Source organism: Amycolatopsis sp. NPDC047767 (genome assembly GCF_040704195.1).
Classification (GTDB): Bacteria; Actinomycetota; Actinomycetes; order Mycobacteriales; family Pseudonocardiaceae; genus Amycolatopsis.
The window spans coordinates 491,779-513,244 of the sequence record NZ_JBEYSJ010000001.1 but is presented as its reverse complement, the minus strand read 5'-3'; the positions used below and the strand labels follow the sequence as shown (position 1 = coordinate 513,244).

The 21,466-nt window shown below is 71.5% G+C and carries 20 protein-coding genes; 17 read left to right on the top strand and 3 right to left on the bottom strand.

The annotated features are described in order from the left end of the window. Positions 1-22: 22 nt before the first annotated feature. Positions 23-913: a hypothetical protein gene (locus tag AB0878_RS02510; RefSeq protein WP_366575758.1), complete on the bottom strand. Its 891-nt coding sequence runs from the start codon at positions 911-913 to the stop codon at positions 23-25. Between the two features lie 267 nt (positions 914-1,180). On the opposite strand from AB0878_RS02510, the gene rplM reads away from it, so the two are divergent. The 9 genes from rplM (at position 1,181) to AB0878_RS02465 (ending at position 9,554) form a co-directional block, all read left to right on the top strand. After that, positions 1,181-1,633 (top strand): 50S ribosomal protein L13, encoded by a 453-nt coding sequence (rplM, locus tag AB0878_RS02505; protein ID WP_220246114.1) that lies wholly within the window; start codon positions 1,181-1,183, stop codon positions 1,631-1,633. 14 nt (positions 1,634-1,647) lie between these two features. Further along, complete coding sequence (gene rpsI, locus AB0878_RS02500) at positions 1,648-2,139, top strand: 30S ribosomal protein S9 (RefSeq protein WP_360597513.1); 492 nt, start codon at positions 1,648-1,650, stop codon at positions 2,137-2,139. 258 nt (positions 2,140-2,397) lie between these two features. Then, positions 2,398-3,735, top strand: a complete 1,338-nt coding sequence (glmM, locus tag AB0878_RS02495) for a phosphoglucosamine mutase (RefSeq protein ID WP_366575756.1) — start codon at positions 2,398-2,400, stop codon at positions 3,733-3,735. 85 nt (positions 3,736-3,820) lie between these two features. Continuing rightward, positions 3,821-4,258 carry a hypothetical protein gene (locus AB0878_RS02490; RefSeq protein WP_366575754.1) on the top strand — a complete coding sequence of 146 codons (438 nt, stop codon included), beginning with the start codon at positions 3,821-3,823 and terminating at the stop codon, positions 4,256-4,258. A gap of 31 nt (positions 4,259-4,289) precedes the next feature. Beyond that, positions 4,290-4,607 carry a hypothetical protein gene (locus AB0878_RS02485; RefSeq protein WP_366575752.1) on the top strand — a complete coding sequence of 106 codons (318 nt, stop codon included), beginning with the start codon at positions 4,290-4,292 and terminating at the stop codon, positions 4,605-4,607. A gap of 2 nt (positions 4,608-4,609) precedes the next feature. Then, positions 4,610-6,976: a hypothetical protein gene (locus AB0878_RS02480; RefSeq protein WP_366575750.1), complete on the top strand. Its 2,367-nt coding sequence runs from the start codon at positions 4,610-4,612 to the stop codon at positions 6,974-6,976. A 103-nt stretch (positions 6,977-7,079) separates the two neighbouring features. Next, positions 7,080-7,379 carry a hypothetical protein gene (locus tag AB0878_RS02475; RefSeq protein WP_366575748.1) on the top strand — a complete coding sequence of 100 codons (300 nt, stop codon included), beginning with the start codon at positions 7,080-7,082 and terminating at the stop codon, positions 7,377-7,379. Then, positions 7,376-9,052, top strand: a complete 1,677-nt coding sequence (locus AB0878_RS02470; RefSeq protein WP_366575746.1) for a hypothetical protein — start codon at positions 7,376-7,378, stop codon at positions 9,050-9,052. Before AB0878_RS02475 ends, AB0878_RS02470 begins: the two co-directional genes overlap by 4 nt. Positions 9,053-9,182: 130 nt before the next feature. Then, positions 9,183-9,554, top strand: a complete 372-nt coding sequence (locus tag AB0878_RS02465) for a hypothetical protein (RefSeq protein WP_366575744.1) — start codon at positions 9,183-9,185, stop codon at positions 9,552-9,554. Positions 9,555-10,097: 543 nt separating this feature from the next. Here the strand turns inward: AB0878_RS02465 and AB0878_RS02460 are convergent. Together AB0878_RS02460 and AB0878_RS02455 are read right to left on the bottom strand one after the other, a co-directional pair. Then, the gene (locus tag AB0878_RS02460; RefSeq protein ID WP_366575743.1) at positions 10,098-10,928 is read right to left on the bottom strand and encodes an alpha/beta hydrolase; all 831 of its coding nucleotides are present in this window, start codon (positions 10,926-10,928) and stop codon (positions 10,098-10,100) included. A 56-nt stretch (positions 10,929-10,984) separates the two neighbouring features. Beyond that, positions 10,985-11,569, bottom strand: a complete 585-nt coding sequence (locus AB0878_RS02455; protein ID WP_366575742.1) for a dihydrofolate reductase family protein — start codon at positions 11,567-11,569, stop codon at positions 10,985-10,987. 210 nt (positions 11,570-11,779) lie between these two features. Here AB0878_RS02455 and glmS point away from each other — a divergent pair, with 210 nt between their 5' ends. The 8 genes from glmS to tsaE all read left to right on the top strand — a co-directional run bounded on the left by glmS (position 11,780) and on the right by tsaE (position 21,263). Beyond that, on the top strand, positions 11,780-13,642 hold the full coding sequence (gene glmS, locus AB0878_RS02450) for a glutamine--fructose-6-phosphate transaminase (isomerizing) (RefSeq protein ID WP_366575741.1): 1,863 nt from the start codon (positions 11,780-11,782) through the stop codon (positions 13,640-13,642). Positions 13,643-13,658: 16 nt separating this feature from the next. Then, entirely contained in the window at positions 13,659-15,131 is a 1,473-nt protein-coding gene (locus tag AB0878_RS02445) for an NAD(P)H-hydrate dehydratase (RefSeq protein ID WP_366575740.1), read from the top strand. Positions 15,132-15,216: 85 nt separating this feature from the next. Further along, positions 15,217-16,020: a DeoR/GlpR family DNA-binding transcription regulator gene (locus AB0878_RS02440; RefSeq protein ID WP_366575738.1), complete on the top strand. Its 804-nt coding sequence runs from the start codon at positions 15,217-15,219 to the stop codon at positions 16,018-16,020. After that, positions 16,010-17,449, top strand: a complete 1,440-nt coding sequence (gene xylB / locus AB0878_RS02435; protein ID WP_366575736.1) for a xylulokinase — start codon at positions 16,010-16,012, stop codon at positions 17,447-17,449. The genes AB0878_RS02440 and xylB overlap by 11 nt, the downstream gene beginning before the upstream one ends. A 3-nt stretch (positions 17,450-17,452) precedes the next feature. Next, positions 17,453-18,556, top strand: a complete 1,104-nt coding sequence (gene ugpC, locus AB0878_RS02430) for a sn-glycerol-3-phosphate ABC transporter ATP-binding protein UgpC (RefSeq protein WP_366575734.1) — start codon at positions 17,453-17,455, stop codon at positions 18,554-18,556. A gap of 42 nt (positions 18,557-18,598) precedes the next feature. Then, the gene (alr, locus tag AB0878_RS02425) at positions 18,599-19,717 is read left to right on the top strand and encodes an alanine racemase (RefSeq protein WP_366575732.1); all 1,119 of its coding nucleotides are present in this window, start codon (positions 18,599-18,601) and stop codon (positions 19,715-19,717) included. After that, positions 19,714-20,805, top strand: a complete 1,092-nt coding sequence (locus tag AB0878_RS02420; RefSeq protein ID WP_366575730.1) for an alpha/beta hydrolase — start codon at positions 19,714-19,716, stop codon at positions 20,803-20,805. The genes alr and AB0878_RS02420 overlap by 4 nt, the downstream gene beginning before the upstream one ends. Beyond that, a complete protein-coding gene (gene tsaE / locus AB0878_RS02415) occupies positions 20,790-21,263 on the top strand; it encodes a tRNA (adenosine(37)-N6)-threonylcarbamoyltransferase complex ATPase subunit type 1 TsaE (RefSeq protein ID WP_366575729.1) in 474 nt (157 codons plus the stop codon). The genes AB0878_RS02420 and tsaE overlap by 16 nt, the downstream gene beginning before the upstream one ends. Positions 21,264-21,466: the final 203 nt, after the last annotated feature.

Sequence of the window (21,466 nt, the reverse complement as noted above, 5' to 3'; positions counted from 1 at the left end):
CGGAGGTCACCTCGGGTGCTCATCAGTTGCCCTGCAGCTGGGCGAGCCGGTTGTAGAAGTCCTGCTTCGCGGCGTCGTCCGGCAGTGCGGTGATCTGGCTCGCGTCCGGCAGCTTCGGCAGGTCCTGCGCGGTCGCCTTGCCGGTGAAGCGGAAGTCGTAGTTGAGCTCGATGTCGTGCCCGTCCCCGGAGAACTTGGCGGCCATCACGAACTCGGCGAGCGAACCGTCCGGCTTGAGCTTGATCGTGGTGGGGATCACGGACTTGTTCAGCTGCGGCCCGACCTCTTTGAGCAGCGAGTCGGGCAGCAGTTCCACGCGCTTGTCGAGGAACTGCGAGAAGGGGACATTCACCGTCAGCTCCGCCGAGCCGTCGGCCGAGCTCTTCGCGCCGCGCACGGCCTTCTTGTCGGCGTTGTACGAGTCGTCCACGGCGTTGGCCATCTTGCAGGCCGTGAGCACCCCGCCCCATGCGCACGGCTGGATCAGCCCGGCTTCCGGCTTCGGCATCGACACCCACGCTGTCGGCTCGAGCGACTTGTACGTGGGGCCGAGGTAGACGTACTCGAGCGGCCCGTCGGCGGGGGTGAACGTGTCGATGATCTCGTCGGGGTTCTTCTGCGACCGGTTGTGGACCACGCGGCTCTCGGGGCTGCCGGTGCGGGCCGAGGTGATCACGCTGTGGATCCACTTGTCGTCGAACTTGAAGTACGCGTCGGCGGAGTTGGTGACGTCGCGCGCGTCGAGGATGGAGTTCTCGAGCTTCGACATCGCCTTCTCGAACTTGGCGCCGACGTAGGCCGAGGCCTGGTCGCCGTTGGGCAGCGCGGTGCCGGCGCGGGCCTGCCCGCACGCGGTCGCGAGCACCAGCACGGCGCCCAGGGCGAGCGCCGCTCGGCTGGCCCGTTTCGTCATCGCTTTCCCCCGGGTGTTCGGCTGTCCGCGCGGATCGTCTCATCTTGGCTTGTCGCGCGTGCCCGCGTGGGTGGTTCGGCGAGGTCGCCCGGTATGCTGTGGGCGCGGTCCGAGGAGCGCGGTCGCCGGGACTTCCGGCTGCCGGGCACCCCCCGCTGTACGGGTCACGTGAACAGGGGCGTATCTTCATATGTCGTTGTGCGTTGCGGCGCGTCAGCGCTAGGCCCGCACAGAACCCACACGCAATGTTGACGACGAGGTAGACCCTTGCCCACGTACAGCCCCAAGCCCGGCGACGTCACTCGTGCCTGGCACGTGATCGACGCCGAGGATGTCGTGCTCGGCCGGCTCGCGACCGAGGTCGCCACGCTGCTGCGCGGCAAGCACAAGCCGACTTATGCCCCGCACGTGGACACCGGCGACTTCGTCGTCATCGTCAACGCCGAGAAGGTCGCGCTCACCGGTAACAAGCGCGACCAGAAGTTCGCGTACCGCCACAGTGGCTACCCCGGTGGTCTGCGCAAGCGTTCCTTCGGTGAGCTGCTCGACACCAAGCCCGAGCACCTTGTCGAAAAGGTCGTGAAGGGCATGCTGCCGAAGAACAAGCTCGGCCGCGCCATGGCCAAGAAGCTGAAGGTGTACGCCGGCCCGCAGCACCCGCACGCCGCGCAGCAGCCGCAGGCGCGCGAGATCACCAAGATCGCGCAGGTCGCGCAGTGAGTGAGGAACAGTCTGTGACCAGCACCGAGACCGAGGTCGTCGCCTCGACCGAGACCCCCGAGGGCGAGGCCGTCGCCACCAGCGAGACGCCCGCCGCCCCGCGTCCGTCGCGCGCCGCGGGTGGCAACGCCCAGACCGTCGGCCGTCGCAAGGAGGCCGTGGTCCGCGTCCGCGTCGTCCCCGGCACCGGTGAGTTCAAGCTCAACGGCCGCAGCCTCGCGGAGTACTTCCCGAACAAGGTGCACCAGCAGCTCATCCGTGAGCCGCTCGTCACGGTCGACAAGCCCGACTCGTTCGACATCTTCGCCAACCTCCACGGTGGCGGCATCTCGGGCCAGGCCGGCGCTCTGCGCCTCGCCATCGCCCGCGCCCTCGTCGAGGTCGACGCCGACGACCGCCCGGCCCTGAAGAAGGCCGGCTTCCTGACCCGTGACGCGCGCGCCACGGAGCGGAAGAAGTACGGCCTCAAGAAGGCCCGTAAGGCTCCGCAGTACAGCAAGCGCTGATTCGTGTGGGGGTTTCGTACCCCCGTGTCCCTGCACAGGGGCAACCTCGGGAGCGCCCATCCGTCCATCGGATGGGCGCTCTCGTGCTTTCCGAGTGCTGTACTGAACGTGTTCTCTGGGACCTCATGTGTCTCATCCGCCCCACAGTGATGCATTTCGCGCGCGGTCCGCGACATTCCAGGGGTGGGGGCAGGGCCCGGCCGGGTCGCAGCCGCCGCTAGGTTGTCGTGGTCGATTTGGACCTAGGAGGTCGTGGAGATGGCCCGACTGTTCGGTACCGACGGGGTACGAGGCCTGGCCAACGCCGAGCTGACCCCCGAGCTGGCGCTTTCGCTCGCGGCCAGCGCCGCGCGTGTGCTCGCCGCGCACGACCGTTCGCACCGCCCGGTGGCCGTCGTCGGCCGCGACCCGCGTGCCAGCGGCGAGATGCTGGAGGCCGCCGTGGTGGCGGGCCTCGCGTCCGCCGGCGCCGACGTGCTGCGCCTCGGCGTGCTGCCGACGCCCGCCGTCGCGTACCTCGTGGGTGCGCTGGAGGCCGATCTGGGCGTGATGATCTCGGCCTCGCACAACCCGATGCCGGACAACGGCATCAAGCTCTTCGCCGCGGGCGGGCACAAGCTCCCCGACAGCATCGAGGACGAGATCGAGGCCGGCCTCGGCGGTGCCGACGTCGTCCGCCCGACGGGCTCGGGCGTCGGCCGCGTGTCCGACGTCTCCGACGCGCTGGACCTGTACGTCGACCACCTGCTCTCCGCGACGCCGCACCGGCTCGAGGGCCTGAAGGTCGTGGTGGACTGCGCCAACGGCGCGTCCGCCGTCGCCGCCCCCGAGGCCTACCGCCGCGCCGGCGCCGAGGTCGTCGCCCTCCACGCGGAGCCCGACGGCATCAACATCAACGAGCACTGCGGTTCGAACCACCCCGACCTGCTCCGCGCCGCCGTCGTCGAGCACGGCGCCGACCTGGGCATCGCTCACGACGGCGACGCCGACCGCTGCGTCGCCGTGGACGCCTCGGGTGAGCTCATCGACGGCGACCAGATCATGGCCGTGCTGGCCCTCGCGCTCGCCGAGGACGGCGAGCTGGTGAAGGACACGCTCGTCGCCACCGTGATGAGCAACCTGGGCCTCCACCTCGCGATGAAGGCCCACGGCATCACGGTCGTCACCACGTCCGTCGGCGACCGCTACGTCCTCGAAGAGCTGCGCGCCTCCGGCCTCGCCCTCGGCGGCGAACAGTCGGGCCACGTGGTCCTCCCCGCCCACGCCACCACCGGCGACGGCCTGCTGACCGCCCTGCGCCTCATGTCCCGCATGGCCGCCACCGGCAAGAAGCTCGCCGAGCTGGCGTCCGTGATGAACCGCCTGCCCCAGGTCCTCGTCAACGTCCCAGTCGCGGACAAGGCGGCCGTCGCGGGCTCCTCCGAAGTCCGCGACGCCGTCGGCGAGGTCGAAGCCGAACTCGGCGAAGAGGGCCGCGTCCTCCTGCGCCCCTCGGGCACCGAACAGCTCGTCCGCGTCATGGTCGAGGCCCCGGCCCACTCCACGGCCCAAGCGGCGGCCGACCGACTGGCCGGCGTGGTGTCCGCGGTCTCCTGATCGTCCCGGATTTGATGAACGCCCTGCGCCCTCGGTGACCCCGGAGGTACATTCCGCATGCAGTGCGGACCGACGGGGGAGTGGGATGGACGGGCAGGAGGGGCTGAGTCCTCAGTTCACCAGGAGCCTGGTGGCGATGGAGGAGGTCAGGGCCCAGTACCGGGCCGATCACGAGCGCGCGCTGGCCGACGACGAGAAGCGTCAGGCGGAGTTCGCCAAGCTCGTCGAGGAGAATCGCGCCCGAAGCGAGCAGCTGCGCGCGGAGCGTGAGGCCGCCGGAACCGAGAGCGATCCCGCCGCGTCGAAGGAAGCGGAACTGGCCGCCAAACGGGCGGCGGAGAACGCCGAAGACGGCGCGATCTTCCGGTTCGAGGACGAGACCGGGGTGGAAGCGCCGCCGCAGCCGGTGGTGCCGGCGTTCCGGCCGCCACCGCCGGAGGCCCCGGCCCGCCCGGCCGCCCGGCACCGCGCGGCGGAGGTCGACGACGACTTCTCGGCCACGAACTGGGTCGACGACCACTGAGGCAGCTGTTCCGCACGAGGGGAGAAGTGCGTTGGCCGGATTCAACATCGAACCGGATCAGGTGAAGAACGTCGCGAACGAGGTGTCCTCGATGGCGACGTCGTTCGACGAGATGAAGACCTACACCGCGCAGTCGCAGCTGACGCCCGCGCACTTCGGCAAGATCCCCGGCCTTTCCGAAGCGGCCGGCGCGTACGTCGCGAAAGCCCAGGCGCTCGGCGATTCCGCCACGAAGGGTGGCGCGTTCCTCAAGGACTACGCCACGCGGCTCAACCAATCGGCGACCCTGCACTCGGAGAACGAGCAGGAGAGCACCTGGGGGATCACCGACGCGGGCAGGGAGGCCTGACCGTGACTCCGCCTCCCGCCTCCGGCCGCCTCGGCGACACCATCATCGCCCCGCTGCAGCCCCCGGCCGACGTCCACCTGGACGACACGTCCGACAACATGCTGAAGTCACTCACCGGCTTCCACGACAAGATGACCGGCAAGCTCGGCGGCCTCTACACGCGATGGATCGGGCACCCGTCGCGGAACCTCGCGTTGCAGTTCGCGGCTCCGTACGGGCAGGGCGACGAGGAGAACCGGCTGCTCGGCGAGCTGGGCGGTTTCGGCTTCGGCTATTTCTGGGGCGCGCAGGGCCGAGCGGCCAACCTCGGCAAGGCGGCGAAGGCGGCGCAGGACGCGGGCGGCCAGGTCAAGCAGGATCTGTCCGCGGCTTGGCAAGGCAAGGCCGCGGACTCCGCCGGCGAGAAGATGGACGACCTGAACAAGGTTCTCGGCGACTACAGCGGCACGGTCAACGGGTTCAGCCAGCTGCTGCAGAACCTGTGGCACACGGTCCGGCCGCCGATCGCCGACTTGGCGAAGCTGCCGGATGCGGCGGGTCAGGCGCCGAAGACCTTTGTGGATGCGCACAACCCCGATGACTGTGATGGCTTGTCGATGTTCATCGACCGGCTCGACGACGCCATCAAGTGGGGTCGGCAGGACACTACCGAGACCTTCGGTGACGACATGGCCAACCCTCGAAGTTCCGACGAAGTCGCCACGAGCCAGGACGAGGGCACCGGGCCGATCGCGCCGCAGGACCTCCGGAACATGGTCGTCGATGTGGACACCGGCTACAACTCGAAGTGGTCGAATGATCTCATCAATCAGATGGATGAGTACAGCAGCCAGTACTCCAATGCCATGAACACCTTCCGGCAGGCGATCCGCAACGCGCACACCACGGCGACCAACGCGCTGCGGGTGTTCTCGGATGGCCTGAACGTGCCGACGGACCCGTTCGGCTCCCTGCACCTCGGCGCGTCGCCGGACACCGGCGGGGGCACCAAGACCAGCAGTTCGGGTGGGCACAGCAGCGGCCCGGGCGGACCATCTTCGGGCGGTGGTGGCGGCAGTATGACTCCGCCGCCGGCCACCCCGACGCCAACCCCGGCCGTGACCGCGCCGGCGGCCGTGGATCCGAACGTCAACCCCGTCACGCATCAGCCCCTCGAGGTGGATCCCGCGACGGGCCGGCCCTACCCGATCGACCCGAAGACCGGCGAGGCGATCAAGTCCGACGCGACGGAGCCCGAGACGGTGACCGTCGAGCAGGGCGACAACAAGATCTCCATGTCCGAGCCGGACGACCACGGGACGATGGGCATCACCGTCGACGACGGGACCGGGCAGGAGAAGAAGTACCAACTCGACTTCGGCGACGATCCCGAGCCAGGCCAGGGCGCCGACTTCGGCCCGCAGGGGCACGACGGCGCGCAAGACGCGTCGGGCCGGCCAGACGACCTCGGCCCGCAGGGGCACGACGGCGCGCAGGACACGCCGGGCCAGCCCGGCGCCGGTCGTCACCAGGCTCCGCAGCCCGATGGCGCATCCACACCGGCCGGCACCGCGACGTCGGGCCAGGTTTACCAGCCTGGTCCCGACGGCAAGATCCACATCGACGACGGGAACCTCAAGATCACCGCCGAGCGACCCGACGGCGCGGACGGTCCCACGGTGGTGACCGTCGACGACGGTTCCGGCCAGCCGACGAAATACACCCTCGGCGACGACGGCGACCTGCACCCCGCCGCCACTGCGGACGGGCAACCCGCCGGAAACTTCGCGCAGCCCACGGCGGCTCAGCACGCCGGCGTGCCGGACCACGTCGGCCACAGTGCTTCAGACCAGACCGGCGCAGTCGACCACGCCGCCCCGGTCGGTCACGGTGTGTCGGACCAGACCGGCGCCGTCGAGCACTCCGGCGCCCACGACGCGACGGACGCCGGGGCGACGACTGGCCGCCACCACGCCGCGCCGGATGTCGGGATGCCGGCCGATCCGGTCGATGCGCCGGCCGCATCGGTCGATCAGCCGAGCGTGGACGACTCGACGACCGCCCAGTCGCTCACCGATCCCACCGACAGCCACAGCGGCCTCGGCCCGGGGTTCGACAACGGTCTCGGCCAGACCTCCGAACCGGCCGACTGGCAGGGCGGCGGTGGCGCCACCGCTCCGACCTCCGGCGACCTCGGCACGGCCCCGACCACCACCGACCAGCAAGGACAGCCCATGGCCATGATGGGCGGCGGGATGATGGGCGGCGGTGGGCTCGGCAACACCGGCGGTGACCAGGAACGCGGGTCGAACCCGTACCGGTCCGGTCTGTTCGACTCGACGCCGAGCGGCCGCCGGATCAGCGGCTCGTTGCTCGACGACGAAGACTGAGCTTTTTGTCGACTCCAGCCTCCTGAATCGCTAGATTCCCGGTGGCACCGGGCGCCGTCGGCGTGCGTCGGAGGGTGCGGGGCGGCGGAGTGAGGGGGTGGCCATGCCGGAGGGCAGCCACCGGGCGGACGCGGCGGCGATGCGCGCCGCGAAGGGCGCACTCGAGGCTGCGGCCGGAAGGGTCCCCGGGGTGGCGTCGCAGGTCGCCGAGGCCGACTTCGGGCGTGGGCACGGCGGGGCGTTTGCCGCGTACCGCAACGGGTTCGCCGCGCTGAGTGACGCCGTCCAGGCTTACGGCGGGGCGCTCGCGTCGTTCGGCAGCAGCCTCGACGTGGCGGCCGAGCGGTACGCGTCCATCGAGGACGAGCACGTCGACACCGCACGGAACACGGCAGCGCGATGACCGACGCGCTGCGCGGCCCCGAGCCCGGCGGCGTCGGGGTGGCGACGTCCGACGAGGTGCTCGCGCTCGCCGCGCCGGCGCTGGATTTCTTCGCGCAGTGGGCCCCGGTCTGGAACACCTTCGCGGCCACGAAGATCGACGTCGAGCGCGACATCCGCCTGCGGTTCGGGGACAGCACCGGCCTCGACTTCCGCAAGTTCCTCGCCGACGCCGCCACGCTGTCCCACACCCGCGACACCCTCGCCTCCACCCACACCGCCGCCACCACCGCCACCACCGCCCTCTTCCGCGACTGGCAAAGCCCCGCCGCGACGGCCGCGCAGAGCGCGTACCACCGCCTCGCGCCGGATGACTTACTCGACCACCTCTCCGGCGCCGCCCAGCTCATCCCCGAGACGATGACCCACGTCTTCACCGCCCTGAAGACCAAAGTGGACGAAGCACTGCACCTCCGCACCGACTCCATCGCGGGCGCCCCTTTGCCTGTGGCGCAACGGATCGCCGCGCTCGCCCAAGGCGGCACCGTCTCGAAGGCCGAGCTGCTCGACCTCGCCCATTGGCTCGACTCCACCAGCCCCGGTAACGACCTCCACAACCGCCTGCACGACTGCGACCCCGCCGACAGCGACTACGCCATCCGCGCCGCGCGCCAATGGCTGAACGGTCCTTTCGCGACCGAGTTCACCAGCCGCTACGCTGCGTTTCAGGCCCTCTGCACCACGGCCACCTCCACCATCGACGGCCACTTCCGTGCCCTGGTGGGATTCCTGGCTGTTCCGGGTTCGTCTACAGTGGATTCACCGGTGGACTCGCCCACTCCGACTCTGAACGCTCCAGCGAATTCACCAACTCGCGCTCTGGGCTCGCTCGTGGACTCACCAACTCGCGCTCCGGGCGTTCCCGTGGACTCGCCGACTCATGCTCCGGGCGCGCCGGTGGACTCGCCGACTCCCGCTCTGGGTATCGCTGTCGGCTCACCGACTCCCGCTCCTGGCCCCGAGGACTCACCGGCTCATGCTCTGGGCGCGGCGGACTCGCCGACTCCCGCTCTTGGCCTACCGGCCGGCTCCGCTGGTCCAGTCCTTGGCGTCCCCGCGGACTCGCCTGGTCCCGCCCTTGGTCTGCCCGCGGACTCGCCTGGTCCAGCGCTTGGCCTGCCCGCTGACTCACCGGCTCATGCTCTGGGCACGCAGGCGGACTCGTCCGCTCCCGCGGTCGGCGTCCCCGCGGACTCGCCCGGCTTTGTCCTCGGCGTCTCCATGGACTCGCCGACTCCCGCTCTCGGCCTCCCTGTCGTTCCGGCTGGCTTCGACCCGTCGTCCGGCTCGACCTCGGGCGACCTGAACCTCCCGGACGACAGCACCACAGCCTCGGCCTCGCTGGCCGACCTCGGCGCTCACATCGTCGACCCACCCCAAGACCGGCAGCCCTCCGCGGACCTCGGCACGGCCCCGGGCGGAGACGTCACCTTCGACCCCCTCGGCCCCGCCCCCGACTCCCTCCCCGATGGCATGAACGGCTTCGGCGCCCTGTCCCTCCCCGGCCTCAACGGCCTCGGCACCGCCCCCGGCGACCAAACCCGCCCCGCCGCTCGGCTCGGCACGGACGTCTTCGACACCCGCGGCTCGGCCGGCCGCATCAGCGGCTCCCTCGAAGACGGGCCTGGGCGTTGACCGCCACTGACCCGCCCGCCTCACGCAGCTTGACCGCCGCCGCTCAGCCCGCCGGATGTCGGCGCCCGAACACCGTGGCGCAACGACGCGCGACCGCCGCTACCCAGCTCACGGGACGGCGACCCCAACCGTGACCACCGCCGACCGCCTCGCCGCTGCCCGCGCTGCGCAGGACGCCGCCGCCCGCGAGCACCAGGAGCAACGCGCCCTCCGCGACCGCCACGTCACCTCGGCCACGGCCGACGCCACCGAGTCCCTCCACCGCGATGCGGCCATCCACGGCCGCTACCTCACCCGCGCCCAGGACCTCCAGCGCCGCCACCGCGAAGCCGGCGGCTGGCTCACCGAAAAGACCATGACCGACCGCACGCACACCATCGACCTCACCCCACCCGCCGACCCACCACCGGACGAGCCCACCCCACCAACCCCGGGCCACCCCACCCGTCCCGGCCGCTTCGACGACCACGACTTCGCCAACAACACCTGGATGGTCGACTGACCCACCCGGTTGCCGCATGAAGGTGTGAAGGGGGCCGTCATGCCCTCATCGCCACGTGAGGTGATCGCCGCCGATGCCAGGGCGCGAAGGGTCCCCCGACGCCTCCCGCCGCTGCCCACCGAAGCCAGCCGATGACGCGAGACCGGCTGCCTGAGGGCGGCACGATGGGTCCGTTCGCACGATCGCCGGCCCACGAGCGGTCCCATCGCGATCGCCGCGGCTCGCGAGTGGTCCCGTCGAGCGCCTTGCGGCCGGCGAACCGACCCGCCGCGTGGCTCACCGCTGGTGAACGGTCCCGTCACGAGCAGGAAGCGGCAACGCGGCCTGACTCGCGGACATCAGCCGAGTAGCACAACAAGCGAGTCCCAACCGCGCAAACCGCCATCCGCGCCGGGAGTAACTGCGGGGGAGACGGGTCCGTTCGCACATCGGCGTGGCGATGAGAAGCCCCCTCGCGCGCAGACAACGTCGGCAAAGCCAGATCCCCAGCCCACCAACCGAAGCGATGAAGGTCCCCTTCACCCCAACCCCGGTCACCGACCGTCAGGCAGCCGGTTCTTCCGTCAGCTCGATCGGCGCCCGCTTCACGTCCGCGTCCAGGAGGGGCAAGTAACGCTCCGTGCCCGTCAGGTGCGTCAGGAAGAACGCCGTGAACAAGGCCCGCGTCAGCTGCTGCGTGCGGCGGTTCGGCTTGCCCTGGAGAAGCAGCTGGCTCCAGTGCCGGCCCTCCGTCACGCCGAGGTGGGAGGACTTCCCCAAGGTGCGCAGCTGAACCGGCCCGGCCCAAGCCGCAGCGATGGCTTCCGCGTGGGCGACGGCGGGTGCGACCAGGTCCTCCTCCGCCGCGAGGTGCAGGCCGGGGGCGGTGATGAGCTGGGCGGCGGCCGAGGCGGAGGGCAGGGTCTGGGCGGCGGTGATCGTCGCGACGGCGCGGATGCGGGGGCGCACGGAGTCGTCGGCCGCGGCGGCCTGGGCGGCGGCGAGGACGGCGGAGCCGCCGCCGGTGGAGTGGCCGGCGAGGCCGAGTTTGGCGGGGTCGACGCTGATGCCGTCGGGGCCGAGGCGGACGGTGGTGACCACGTCGAGCGTCGTCAGCAGGTCGCTGGCCAGCAGGCGGTACGACGGCAGCGGCCCACCCTGCGTCGCGGGCGCGGCGGCGACCACGCCCCAGCTCGCGAGGTGGTGCAGCAGGTGCCGGTAGCGCGACGCGGGCTGCAGCCACCCGTGCCCGAACGCGATGGCCGGCAGCCCCAGCCCTTGGCGGGGCGTGAACACGACCCCCGGCAGCCCGACCAGGGCCAGGTTGCCGCGCAGGACCTCGTGGGGCCCCGGGTGTGACAGCTCCGCGAGCAGGTGCTTGGGCTTGCTGGCCATGCGCGTGACCTTACTGCCCGCGCCCGGCCCCGGCCCGCCCGCCGCTCCGGGCCAGGTCATGCCCGCTCGTAGTACGCGATGAGCACGCCCTTCGTGGTCGCGATGCTTCGCGTGAGCCGGAACTCGGTCAGCGGTGCCGGGCCGTCGAACAGCCGCGCCCCGACGCCGAGGGTGAGCGGGTGGATCACCAGGGTGTAGCGGTCGACCAGCCCGGCCGCGTGCAGGCTCCGCACGAGCGCCGCGCTGCCGACGATCGCCAGGTCGTTCCCGGGCTCGGCCTTCAATTCGGCGACGTTCTTCGTCGCGTCGCCGGGCAGGAGGATCGAGTTCTGCCACGCGTCGGCGCTCGCGAGGGTGGTCGAGGCCACGTACTTGGTGGCGGCGTCGAGGTGCGCGGTGAACGGGTTGCCGTCGTCGCGCCCCGCCCACGCGCCGATGAAGTCCTCCCACGTCCGGCGCCCGAACAGCATGTCGCCGGGCCGACTCATCCCCTTGGCCATCTCGCGGCCGAGGACCTCGTCCTGGTACCTCGTGCCCCAGCCCCCGTGGGGAAACCCGCCGCGCCTGTCCTCGTCGGGCCGCCCAAGGCCCTGCACGACCCCGTCGAGGGTGATGTTCATGGTGACGCTGAGGGAACGCATGTTTTCTCCTCTCGGTTCACCCTCTACACGAGCGGGCACACCCCGATTCGACACAGTGCCGAAAAGCCCCAGAACCCCACCGATCAGGGGCCCGCCACCGCCAGCCCACTCCGCACCGTCATCACTCGATCTCCGCTGGTCAGGTGGGTTGAAAAGCCTCGGGAAGGTACCGGAGTAGGGGACTGGACATCCCTCGTTAGGCTTGTTCGCGTGTGTGGAATCGTGGGATATGTCGGACACCGGCCGGCGCTGGATGTGGTCCTCGGTGGCCTGCGGCGGATGGAGTACCGCGGCTACGACTCGGCCGGGGTGGCGGTGCTCGACGGCGCCGGCGCGCTGAAGGTCGAGCGCAAGGCAGGTCGGCTCGCCAACCTGGAGGCGCAGCTCGACGTCGTGGGCAGGGATGGCTTCACCGGCACCGCCGGCATGGGCCACACCCGCTGGGCGACGCACGGCGCGCCTGTGGACAGGAACTCGCACCCGCACCAGGACGCCACCAAGAAGGTGGCCGTGGTGCACAACGGCATCATCGAGAACTTCGCCGCCCTGCGCGCGGAGCTCGAGGCCGACGGTGTCGAGATGGCGAGCGACACCGACACCGAGACCGCCGCGCACCTGGTGGCCCGGGCGTACAACAGCGGTGACACCAAACACGACTTCGCCGCCAGCGTCGCGGCCGTGTGCCGGCGGCTGGAGGGCGCGTTCACGCTGGTCGTGACGCACGCCGACCAGCCGGACACCATCGTGGCCGCCCGCCGTTCCTCGCCGCTGGTGGTCGGGGTCGGGGAGGGCGAGCACTTCGTCGCGTCCGACGTCGCCGCGTTCATCGAGCACACGCGCGAGGCCGTGGAGCTGGGGCAGGACCAGCTGGTGATCATCACCCGCGACGGCTACGAGGTCACCGACTTCCACGGCGACGCCGCGCAGGCCAAGCCGTTCACCGTCGACTGGGACCTGTCCGCCGCCGAGAAGGGCGGCCACGAGTACTTCATGCTCAAGGAGATCGACGAGCAGCCCGAAGCCCTGGCCAACACGCTGCGCGGCCACTTCGAGGCCGGCCGGATCATCCTCGACGAGCAGCGCATCTCCGACCAGGACCTGCGGGACGTCGACAAGGTCTTCGTCGTCGCCTGCGGTTCCGCGTACCACTCGGGCCTGGTCGCCAAGTACGCCATCGAGCACTGGACGCGCCTGCCCGTCGAGGTCGAGCTCGCCAGTGAGTTCCGCTACCGCGACCCGGTGCTCGACCGCGACACGCTCGTCGTCGCTGTGTCCCAGTCCGGCGAGACGGCCGACACGCTCGAAGCCGTGCGGCACGCCCGCGAACAGAAGGCCCGTGTGCTCGCCGTCTGCAACACCAACGGCGCGCAGATCCCCCGTGAGTCCGACGCCGTGCTGTACACGCACGCCGGCCCCGAGATCGGCGTCGCGTCGACGAAGGCGTTCCTCGCGCAGATCGCCGCCAACTACCTCGTGGGCCTGGCGCTCGCGCAGGCGCGCGGCACGAAGTACCCCGACGAGGTCGCCCGCGAGTTCGCCGAGCTGGAGGCCATGCCGGCCGCCGTGCAGAAGGTGCTGTCCACTGTGGACCAGGTCCGCGACCTCGGCCGCCGGATCTCCGACTCCAAGGCGGTGCTGTTCCTCGGCCGCCACGTCGGGTTCCCGGTCGCCCTCGAAGGCGCGCTGAAGCTCAAGGAGCTCGCCTACATGCACGCCGAGGGCTTCGCCGCCGGCGAGCTCAAGCACGGCCCGATCGCGCTGGTGGAGGAAGGCCTGCCGATCGTCGTCGTCATGCCCTCGCCCAAGGGCCGCGCGGTGCTGCACTCCAAGCTGGTCTCCAACATCAGCGAGATCCAGGCCCGCGGCGCCCGCACCATCGTGATCGCCGAGGAGGGCGACGAGGCGGTGCGGCCGTTCGCCGACGAGCTGATCGAGATCCCCGCTGTGCCGACGCTGCTGCAGCCGCTGGTCTCCACCGTGCCGCTTCAGGTGCTGGCCGCGGAGATCGCCCGCGCCCGCGGGTACGACGTCGACAAGCCGCGTAACCTGGCGAAGTCGGTCACTGTCGAATAGCAGAAAGGCCCCCGCCGTGCAGGGAATCTGGACCACGGAACGGATTCGCGAGGCGGAGGGCAAGCTGTTCGCCGTCACGCCCGACGGCGAGCTGATGCGCCGGGCGTCGTTCGGCCTGGCCACGCACCTCGCGGGGTTCCTGGCCGAACGCACCGGCGGCGTCGCCGGCCGACGGGTCGTGCTGCTCGTCGGCTCCGGCGACAACGGCGGCGACGCCCTGTGGGCCGGCGCGTTCCTGCGTCGCCGCAGCGTGGCCGTCACGGCGGTGCTGCTGAAGCCGGAGAAGGCGCACGCGAAGGGACTGGCGGCCCTACGGAAAGCCGGCGGCCGCGTGGTGTCCATTGAGGACAGTCCACGGTGGATCGAAAAAGCCGACGTGGTGGTCGACGGCATCGTCGGCATCTCCGGCAAAGGCCCGCTGCGCCCGGATGCGGCACGGCTGATCGAGAACATCGACGCCCCCATCGTCGCCGTCGACCTCCCCAGTGGCGTCGACCCCGACACCGGCGCCGTCGGCGGTCCGCACGTCACCGCCGCGCTCACCGTCACCTTCGGCGCCCCCAAACCCGTCCACGCGCTCGCGCCCCGGCAGTGCGGCGACGTCGTGCTCGTCGACATCGGCCTGGGCCCCGAGCTCGGCGAACCCGACCTGCGCCGCCTGGGGCTCACCGACCTCGCCGACCTCTGGCCCATCCCCGGCGCGGGCGACGACAAGTACAGCCAGGGCGTCGTCGGCATCGCCGCCGGCTCGGCGACATACCCCGGCGCGGCCGTGCTCGCCTCGGGCTCCGCCGTGCACGCCACCGCCGGCATGGTCCGCTACGCCGGCCCCGCGGCCGACGTGGTCCGCAGCCGCTGGCCCGAGATCGTCGCGACGGGCTCGGTCACCGACGCCGGCCGCGTGCAGGCCTGGGTCGTCGGCCCGGGCATCGGCACCGGCTCCGAAGGCCGTGAAGTGCTGCGCCACATCCTCGGCCAGGGCGTGCCCGTCTGCGCCGACGCGGACGCCACCACGATCATCGCCCAGCACCCCGAGGTTCTGGACGCCCGCGACCCCGACACCCCGCTCGTGCTCACACCCCACGCCGGCGAGTACGAACGCCTCATGGGCGCGCGCCCCGGCGCCGACCGCGTGCAGGCCGCCCGCGACGCCGCGAGGAAGTACAACGCCGTCGTCCTCCTCAAGGGCCACTGCACCGTGATCGCCGCGCCGGACGGCCGCGTCGCCGTCAACACCCCGCGCGGCTCCTGGCTCGCGACGGCCGGCTCCGGCGACGTCCTCACCGGCCTCATCGGGTCGCTGCTCGCCGCCGGCCTCGACCCGTGGCTGGCCGCCTCCGCGGGCGCGCAGGTGCACTCGCTCGCCGGGGCGCTGGCCGCGGACGGCGTGCCGACCTCCGCGTCCGGCCTGGTCGACGCGATCCCGGGGGCGCTCAAGCTCGTCCGGGGCACCAGCGACGTAGAAGTTATCGAGTTACCCGTTAACTAACGCGATAAAATCTGGTAAGAACGAAGTGTGAGCACTGGCGCCCCCGATCAGGTGACCCTCAACCGGGTCGACGGTGAGGTGCGCCGTGCCTAGGACTCGCCCGTCGGACGCGGCCGTGGAGCAGCGGCGGCAGGACATCCTCGACCACGTCATCGAGCTCGGCGAGGCGCGCATCGACGACCTCACCGCCCGCTTCGGCGTGAGCCTCATGACGATGCACCGCGACCTCGACGACCTGGCCGACCGCCGCCTCCTGCGCAAGCTGCGCGGCAAGGTCGAGGCCTACCCGGCGCTGACGATGGAGACCGCCAGCCGCTTCACGCTGCACTCCGCCGAGAAGGAAGCGCTCGCCGAGGCCGCGATCAAGCACGTCGAACCCGGCCAGACGGTGTTCGTCGACGACTCCACCACGCTGTTCCCCCTGGTCGAGCGCTTGGCCGACCTCGACGGCCTCACCGTGATCACCAACTCCCTGCGCGCCGCCAAGCTGCTGGGCGACGGCGTGACCGTCGTCGTCGCCGGTGGCCGCTACCACCCGGAATACGACTCCTGCTCCGGTCCCGACGTGCTGGCGCTGCTGGAACGCACGCGCGCCGACATCGCGTTCGTGTCCGTGAGCGCCGTCGCCGTCGGCCGGCTCTTCCACCCCGTGCAGGACTACGCCGAGCTCAAGAAGGCCGTGCTGCGCGCCGCGAACCGCAATGTGCTCGTGCTCGACCACTCGAAGTTCGGCCGCACCGCAACCTTCGCGCACGGCGACGTCGGCGACTACGACCTCCTGATCACCAGCGAGATCACCCCGACCGAGGAGATCGAGGCCGCGCTCAACGCCGGCACGGCCGTGGAGACCGTCGAGCACGTCGAGGAGGGGCAGCCCTATGACAGCTGAGCTGGTGGCCGGGATCGACTCGTCGACCCAGTCGACGAAGGTCGTGGTCTGCGACGCCCGCACGGGCGCCGTCGTGCGCACCGGCCGCGCGCCGCACCCCGACGGGACCGAGGTCGACCCCGCGGCCTGGTGGCAGGCGTTCGGCGAGGCCACCGACGGGCTGCTCGACGGCGTGAAAGCCCTCGGCATCGGCGGCCAGCAGCACGGCATGGTCACGGTCGACGAGGACGGCGAGGTGGTTCGCCCCGCTTTGCTCTGGAACGACACGCGCTCCGCGCAGGCCGCCCAGGACCTCACCGAGGAACTGGGCGGCGCCGGTGTCTGGGCCAAGTCCGTGGGCTCCGTGCCGGTCGCGAGCTTCACCGTCACCAAGCTGCGCTGGCTCGCCGAGCACGAGCCCGCCAACGCCGACCGCGTCGCTCGTGTCCTGCTGCCGCACGACTGGCTCACCTGGCGCCTGCTCGGCAAGCCCGAGCAGGCCGTGACCGACCGCGGCGACGCGTCCGGCACCGGCTACTTCTCGCCGACGGAGAACGCCTACCGCGTCGACGTCCTGGCCCACGCGTTCGGCGGCCGCACGCCCGAGCTGCCGACCGTGCTCGGCCCCGCCGATGTCGCCGGACACACGTCAGACGGCCTGCTCGTCTCCGCCGGAACCGGCGACAACATGGCCGCCGCGCTGGCGCTGGAGCTCGCGCCCGGCGACGCCGTGATCTCCCTCGGCACCAGCGGCACCGTCTTCGGCGTGACCGAGACCGGTTCGGCCGACGCGAGCGGCCTGGTCGCCGGGTTCGCCGACGCCACCGGCCGCTTCCTGCCGCTCACCGCCGCCCTCAACGCCGCCCGCGTGCTCACCGCGGGCGCGACGATGCTTGGCGTCGACCTCGCCGAGTTCGACCGCCTCGCGCTCGCCGCGGAAGCGGGCGCCGGCGGGCTCACGCTGCTGCCGTACCTCGACGGCGAACGCACCCCCAACCTGCCCGACGCCACGGGCTCGCTCCACGGCCTGACCAGGGCGAACATGACGCCCGAGAACCTGGCCCGCGCCACCGTCGAGGGCATGCTGTGCGGCCTGGCCGCAGGCCTCGACGCCGTGCGCGCGCAGGGTATGGACGTCCGCCGCGTGCTGCTCATCGGTGGCGGCGCGCAGTCAGCGGCCGTGCGGGCCGTGGCGCCGATCGTGCTCGGCGTGCCCGTGGTGATCCCCGAGACGGGCGAGTACGTCGCCCTCGGTGCCGCCCGCCAGGCCGCCTGGGCGCTGGCGGGCACCGCCGAACCACCCGCGTGGGTGGCCGAAGGACCTGGAAACCGGCTCGTGCTGGACGAGCCGGCCGAGGCGCAACGCGCCGCGGGCAAGGAAATCCAGCGACGCCACCTCGAAGTGCGGGAAGCCGCGCACGGGGTTCCCGCGAAATTCGGAGAGGACTGACCGATGGCCACCATCACCTACGACAAGGCGACCCGGCGCTACCCCGGCACAGAGCGGCCCGCCGTCGACGCACTCGAGCTGGAGATCTCCGACGGCGAGTTCCTCGTGCTGGTCGGCCCGTCGGGTTCGGGCAAGTCGACCGCGCTGCGCATGCTCGCGGGCCTGGAGGATGTCGACGAGGGTTCGATCTGGATCGGCGACCGCGACGTGACGCAGCTGCCGCCGCGTTCGCGCGACATCGCGATGGTGTTCCAGAACTACGCGCTGTACCCGCACATGACCGTCGCGCAGAACATGGGCTTCGCGCTGAAGATCGCGGGCCGCCCGGCGTCGGAGATCAAGCAGAAGGTGCTCGAGGCCGCGAAGCTGCTGGACATCGAGCAGTACCTCGACCGCAAGCCGAAGGCGCTCTCCGGTGGTCAGCGCCAGCGTGTCGCCATGGGCCGCGCGATCGTGCGTGAGCCGCAGGTGTTCCTCATGGACGAGCCGCTGTCCAACCTGGACGCGAAGCTGCGTGTCTCCACGCGTACGCAGATCGCCGCGCTGCAGCGCCGGCTCGGCGTCACCACCGTGTACGTGACGCACGACCAGGTCGAGGCCATGACGATGGGCGACCGCGTGGCCGTGCTGTCCGACGGTCTGCTGCAGCAGTGCGACACCCCGCGCGCGCTGTACGACCACCCGGCCAACGTGTTCGTCGCCGGCTTCATCGGCTCGCCCGCCATGAACCTCGTCTCGGCGAAGCTCACGGCCGACGGCGCCGAGATCGGTGGCGCGAGCGTGCCGCTGGCGGCGTCGATCCGCTCGGCCGCCGACGGTGACACCGTGACCCTGGGCTTCCGCCCCGAGTCGCTCGAAGCCACCACCGACACCAACGGCACGCTGCCCATCAAGGTGGACCTGGTCGAGGAGCTGGGCTCCGACGCGTTCGTCTACGGCAAGCTCACCGGCGGCGCGGGTGACCTGGCCGCCGAGGGCGCGTCGAAGAACGTCGTCGTGCGCGTGGACCCGCGCCAGACGCCGTCGATGGGCGACACCCTGCACCTGCGGATCCGTCCCGACGAGCTGCACGTGTTCTCCGGCACCACCGGGCTGCGCCTGCCCTGACGCACTGCCCTGTCGGACCCGCATGGGAAACTGGCGGTCGCTATGACTGCCAGTTTCCCGCGCGCGGAGGTCGTGATCGACCTCGACGCCGTGCGCCACAACGTCGCCCTGCTGGCCGGCCGTGCCGCCGGCTCGGCCGTGATGGCCGTGGTCAAGGCCGACGCGTATGGCCACGGCGCAGTTCCCGTCGCGCGGGCCGCGGTGGAGGCGGGCGCCACCTGGCTGGGCACGTGCTCGCTGGGTGAGGCGCTGGACCTGCGGAACGCCGGGCTGTCGGTGCGGCTGTTCAGCTGGCTCGACGTGCCGGAGGTCGACTTCGGGCCCGGCATTCTCGCGGACATCGACCTGGGTGTGAGCTCGGTCGACGAGCTTGAGCGCATCGCTTCGGCCGCGAAGCAGGTGGGTCGTCGCGCGCGCGTGCACCTGAAGATCGACACGGGCTTGTCGCGCAACGGTTGTCAGCCCGCCGACTGGCCCGCGCTGGTCGCCGCGGCCGCTGCTTCGTCCGACGTGGACGTGGTCGCCGTCTGGTCGCACCTCGCGTGCGCCGACGAGCCGGGCCACCCGTCGATCGACATCCAGGCCAAGCGCTTCGCCGATGCCTATGACGTCGCGCGTGCTGCCGGGCTCGACCCGCTGCGGCACCTGGCCAACTCCGCGGCCGTCCTGACGCGGCCCGACCTGCACTTCGACCTCGTGCGGCCCGGCATCGCGATGTACGGGCTGAACCCCGTGCCGCAGCACGAAGACCTGCGCCCGGCGATGACGTTCCGCGCGGCCGTGGCGCTCACGAAACGCCTGCCCGCAGGCGAGTCCGTCTCCTATGGACACACGTGGACGGCCTCGCGGGACACCACCGTGGCCCTCGTACCGGCCGGATACGCCGACGGGGTGCCGCGGTCGTTGTCGGGCCGGATGGACGTGTGGCTGGGCGGGCGACGGCGGGAAGTCGTCGGGCGCGTGTGCATGGACCAGCTCGTGGTCGACTGCGGTGACGACGCCCCGGCGGTCGGCGAAGAGGTGGTGCTGTTCGCGTCCGGTGCGAGCGGTGAGCCGACCGCGCGCGAGTGGGCCGACAAGCTGGGCACGATCGACTACGAGATCGTCACGTCGATGTACCGTCCGCGCGTGCAGCGGCGGTACCTGGGGGAGAGGCCGTGAGCCCTTCGGCTCGGTTGTGGGCGATCGTCGGCGGTCTCGGCGCGGTGGCCACGGGTACGGCCGCCGCGGCCCTCGTCGCGGCGCAGCAACGCAGGCAGAGTGAGGACCAGTACGTGGACGAGCAGCTGGGCGAGCTGAAGCCCGACCGCACGTCGACGGTCGCGGCCGAGGACGGCACGCCGCTTTCGGTGGAGGAAATCGACCCCGAGGACGGCGGCGAGCCCGAGGTGACGCTGGTCGGCGTGCACGGGTTTGCGTTGTCACGCAAGTCCTGGCACTTCCAGCGCCGCGCCATCGCGTCGCTGCGGCTGCCGCGCGTGCGGCAGGTGTACTACGACCATCGCAGCCACGGCCTTTCCGGCGCGGCGACGGCCGAGACCAGCACCATCGAACAGCTCGCGCACGACCTCGACAGCGTGCTGCGCGCGATGGTGCCCGAGGGCCCGATCGTCCTCATGGGACATTCCTTGGGCGGCATGGTGATCATGGAGCTGGCGGCGGAGAACCCTTCGCTGTTCGAGGATCGCGTGTGCGGGGTCGCGTTCATCGCGACGGCCGCGGGCGAGGTGGGCGCGCGCGGGCTGCCGCGTTCGCTGCTGTCGAAGTACAACCCGTTGACGCGCGGCGTCGGCAACCTCGCAGGCTGGCAGCCGGGCCTGGTGGAGTTCGTGCGCGCGGCCGGCGGGCAGCTGGAACGGCAAGCCGTGCGGCGCCTGGCGTTCGGCAGCCGCGACGTCTCGCCGCGGCTGGTGGACTTCATGATCGCGATGCTCGCCGTGACGCCCGTGCGCGGCCTCGTGAACTTCGTCGACACGCTCGGCAGCCACAACCGCTACGCCGCCCTGGCGGGCCTCAAGCACACCCAGGTCCTCGTGATCGGCGGCGACTCCGACCGGTTCACGCCGTTCTCGCACGCCGAGCGCATCGCGGCCGAACTGCCCGAGGCCGAGCTCGTCCGCGTGCGTGGCGCGGGCCACATGGTGCAGCTCGAACAGCCCGACCTCGTCACGGGCCGGCTCATCGATCTTCTGCAGCGCTGTTCCGGAAGCGCCGCACCCAACCGGCGGAACTGGTGGTGGACACGGTGACGTTCCTTCTCGCGACCCCCGACGACACAATGGCCTTCGGCCGCTCCCTGGGCGCATCCCTGCGCGCGGGCGACCTGGTCCTCCTGGCGGGCCCGCTGGGCGCCGGCAAGACCACGCTCACGCGCGGCATCGCCGACGGCCTCGGCGTCGGCGGGCGCGTCAGCTCCCCGACGTTCGTGCTGGCGCGCGTCCACGCCGCGGGCGCTGCCGGCGTGCCCCTCATCCACGTCGACGCCTACCGCCTGGGCGGCGACCTCGCCCAGCTCGACGACCTGGACCTCGACACGGACCTGGAACGCTCCGCCGTCGTGGTGGAGTGGGGCGAGGGCTCGGCGGAACGGCTGTCCTCGGACTACCTGGTCGTGCGCATGTCCCGCCGGGACGACGACGTGCGCGAGATCTCGCTCGAACCGCACGGCTCTTGGGCGTCCCGAATGTCGGCCCTGCCGACGGCCTAGGCTCCGGCTCCCGCACGACGCCCTTCGCCCATCCCATCGCGGCGGGCCTGCATCCGGCTGCCTTTCCCATGGCAAGCTGCCGACCTCTATGGCAACCCGCGGTCCCTTGCCGCAAACCTGAGTGACGTTCGGCAAGTCCCGCCGTCGCATGGCAACTTGCCGCCGCCTCTGGCAGGCCCGCCACGCGACTGGCGACTCAGACC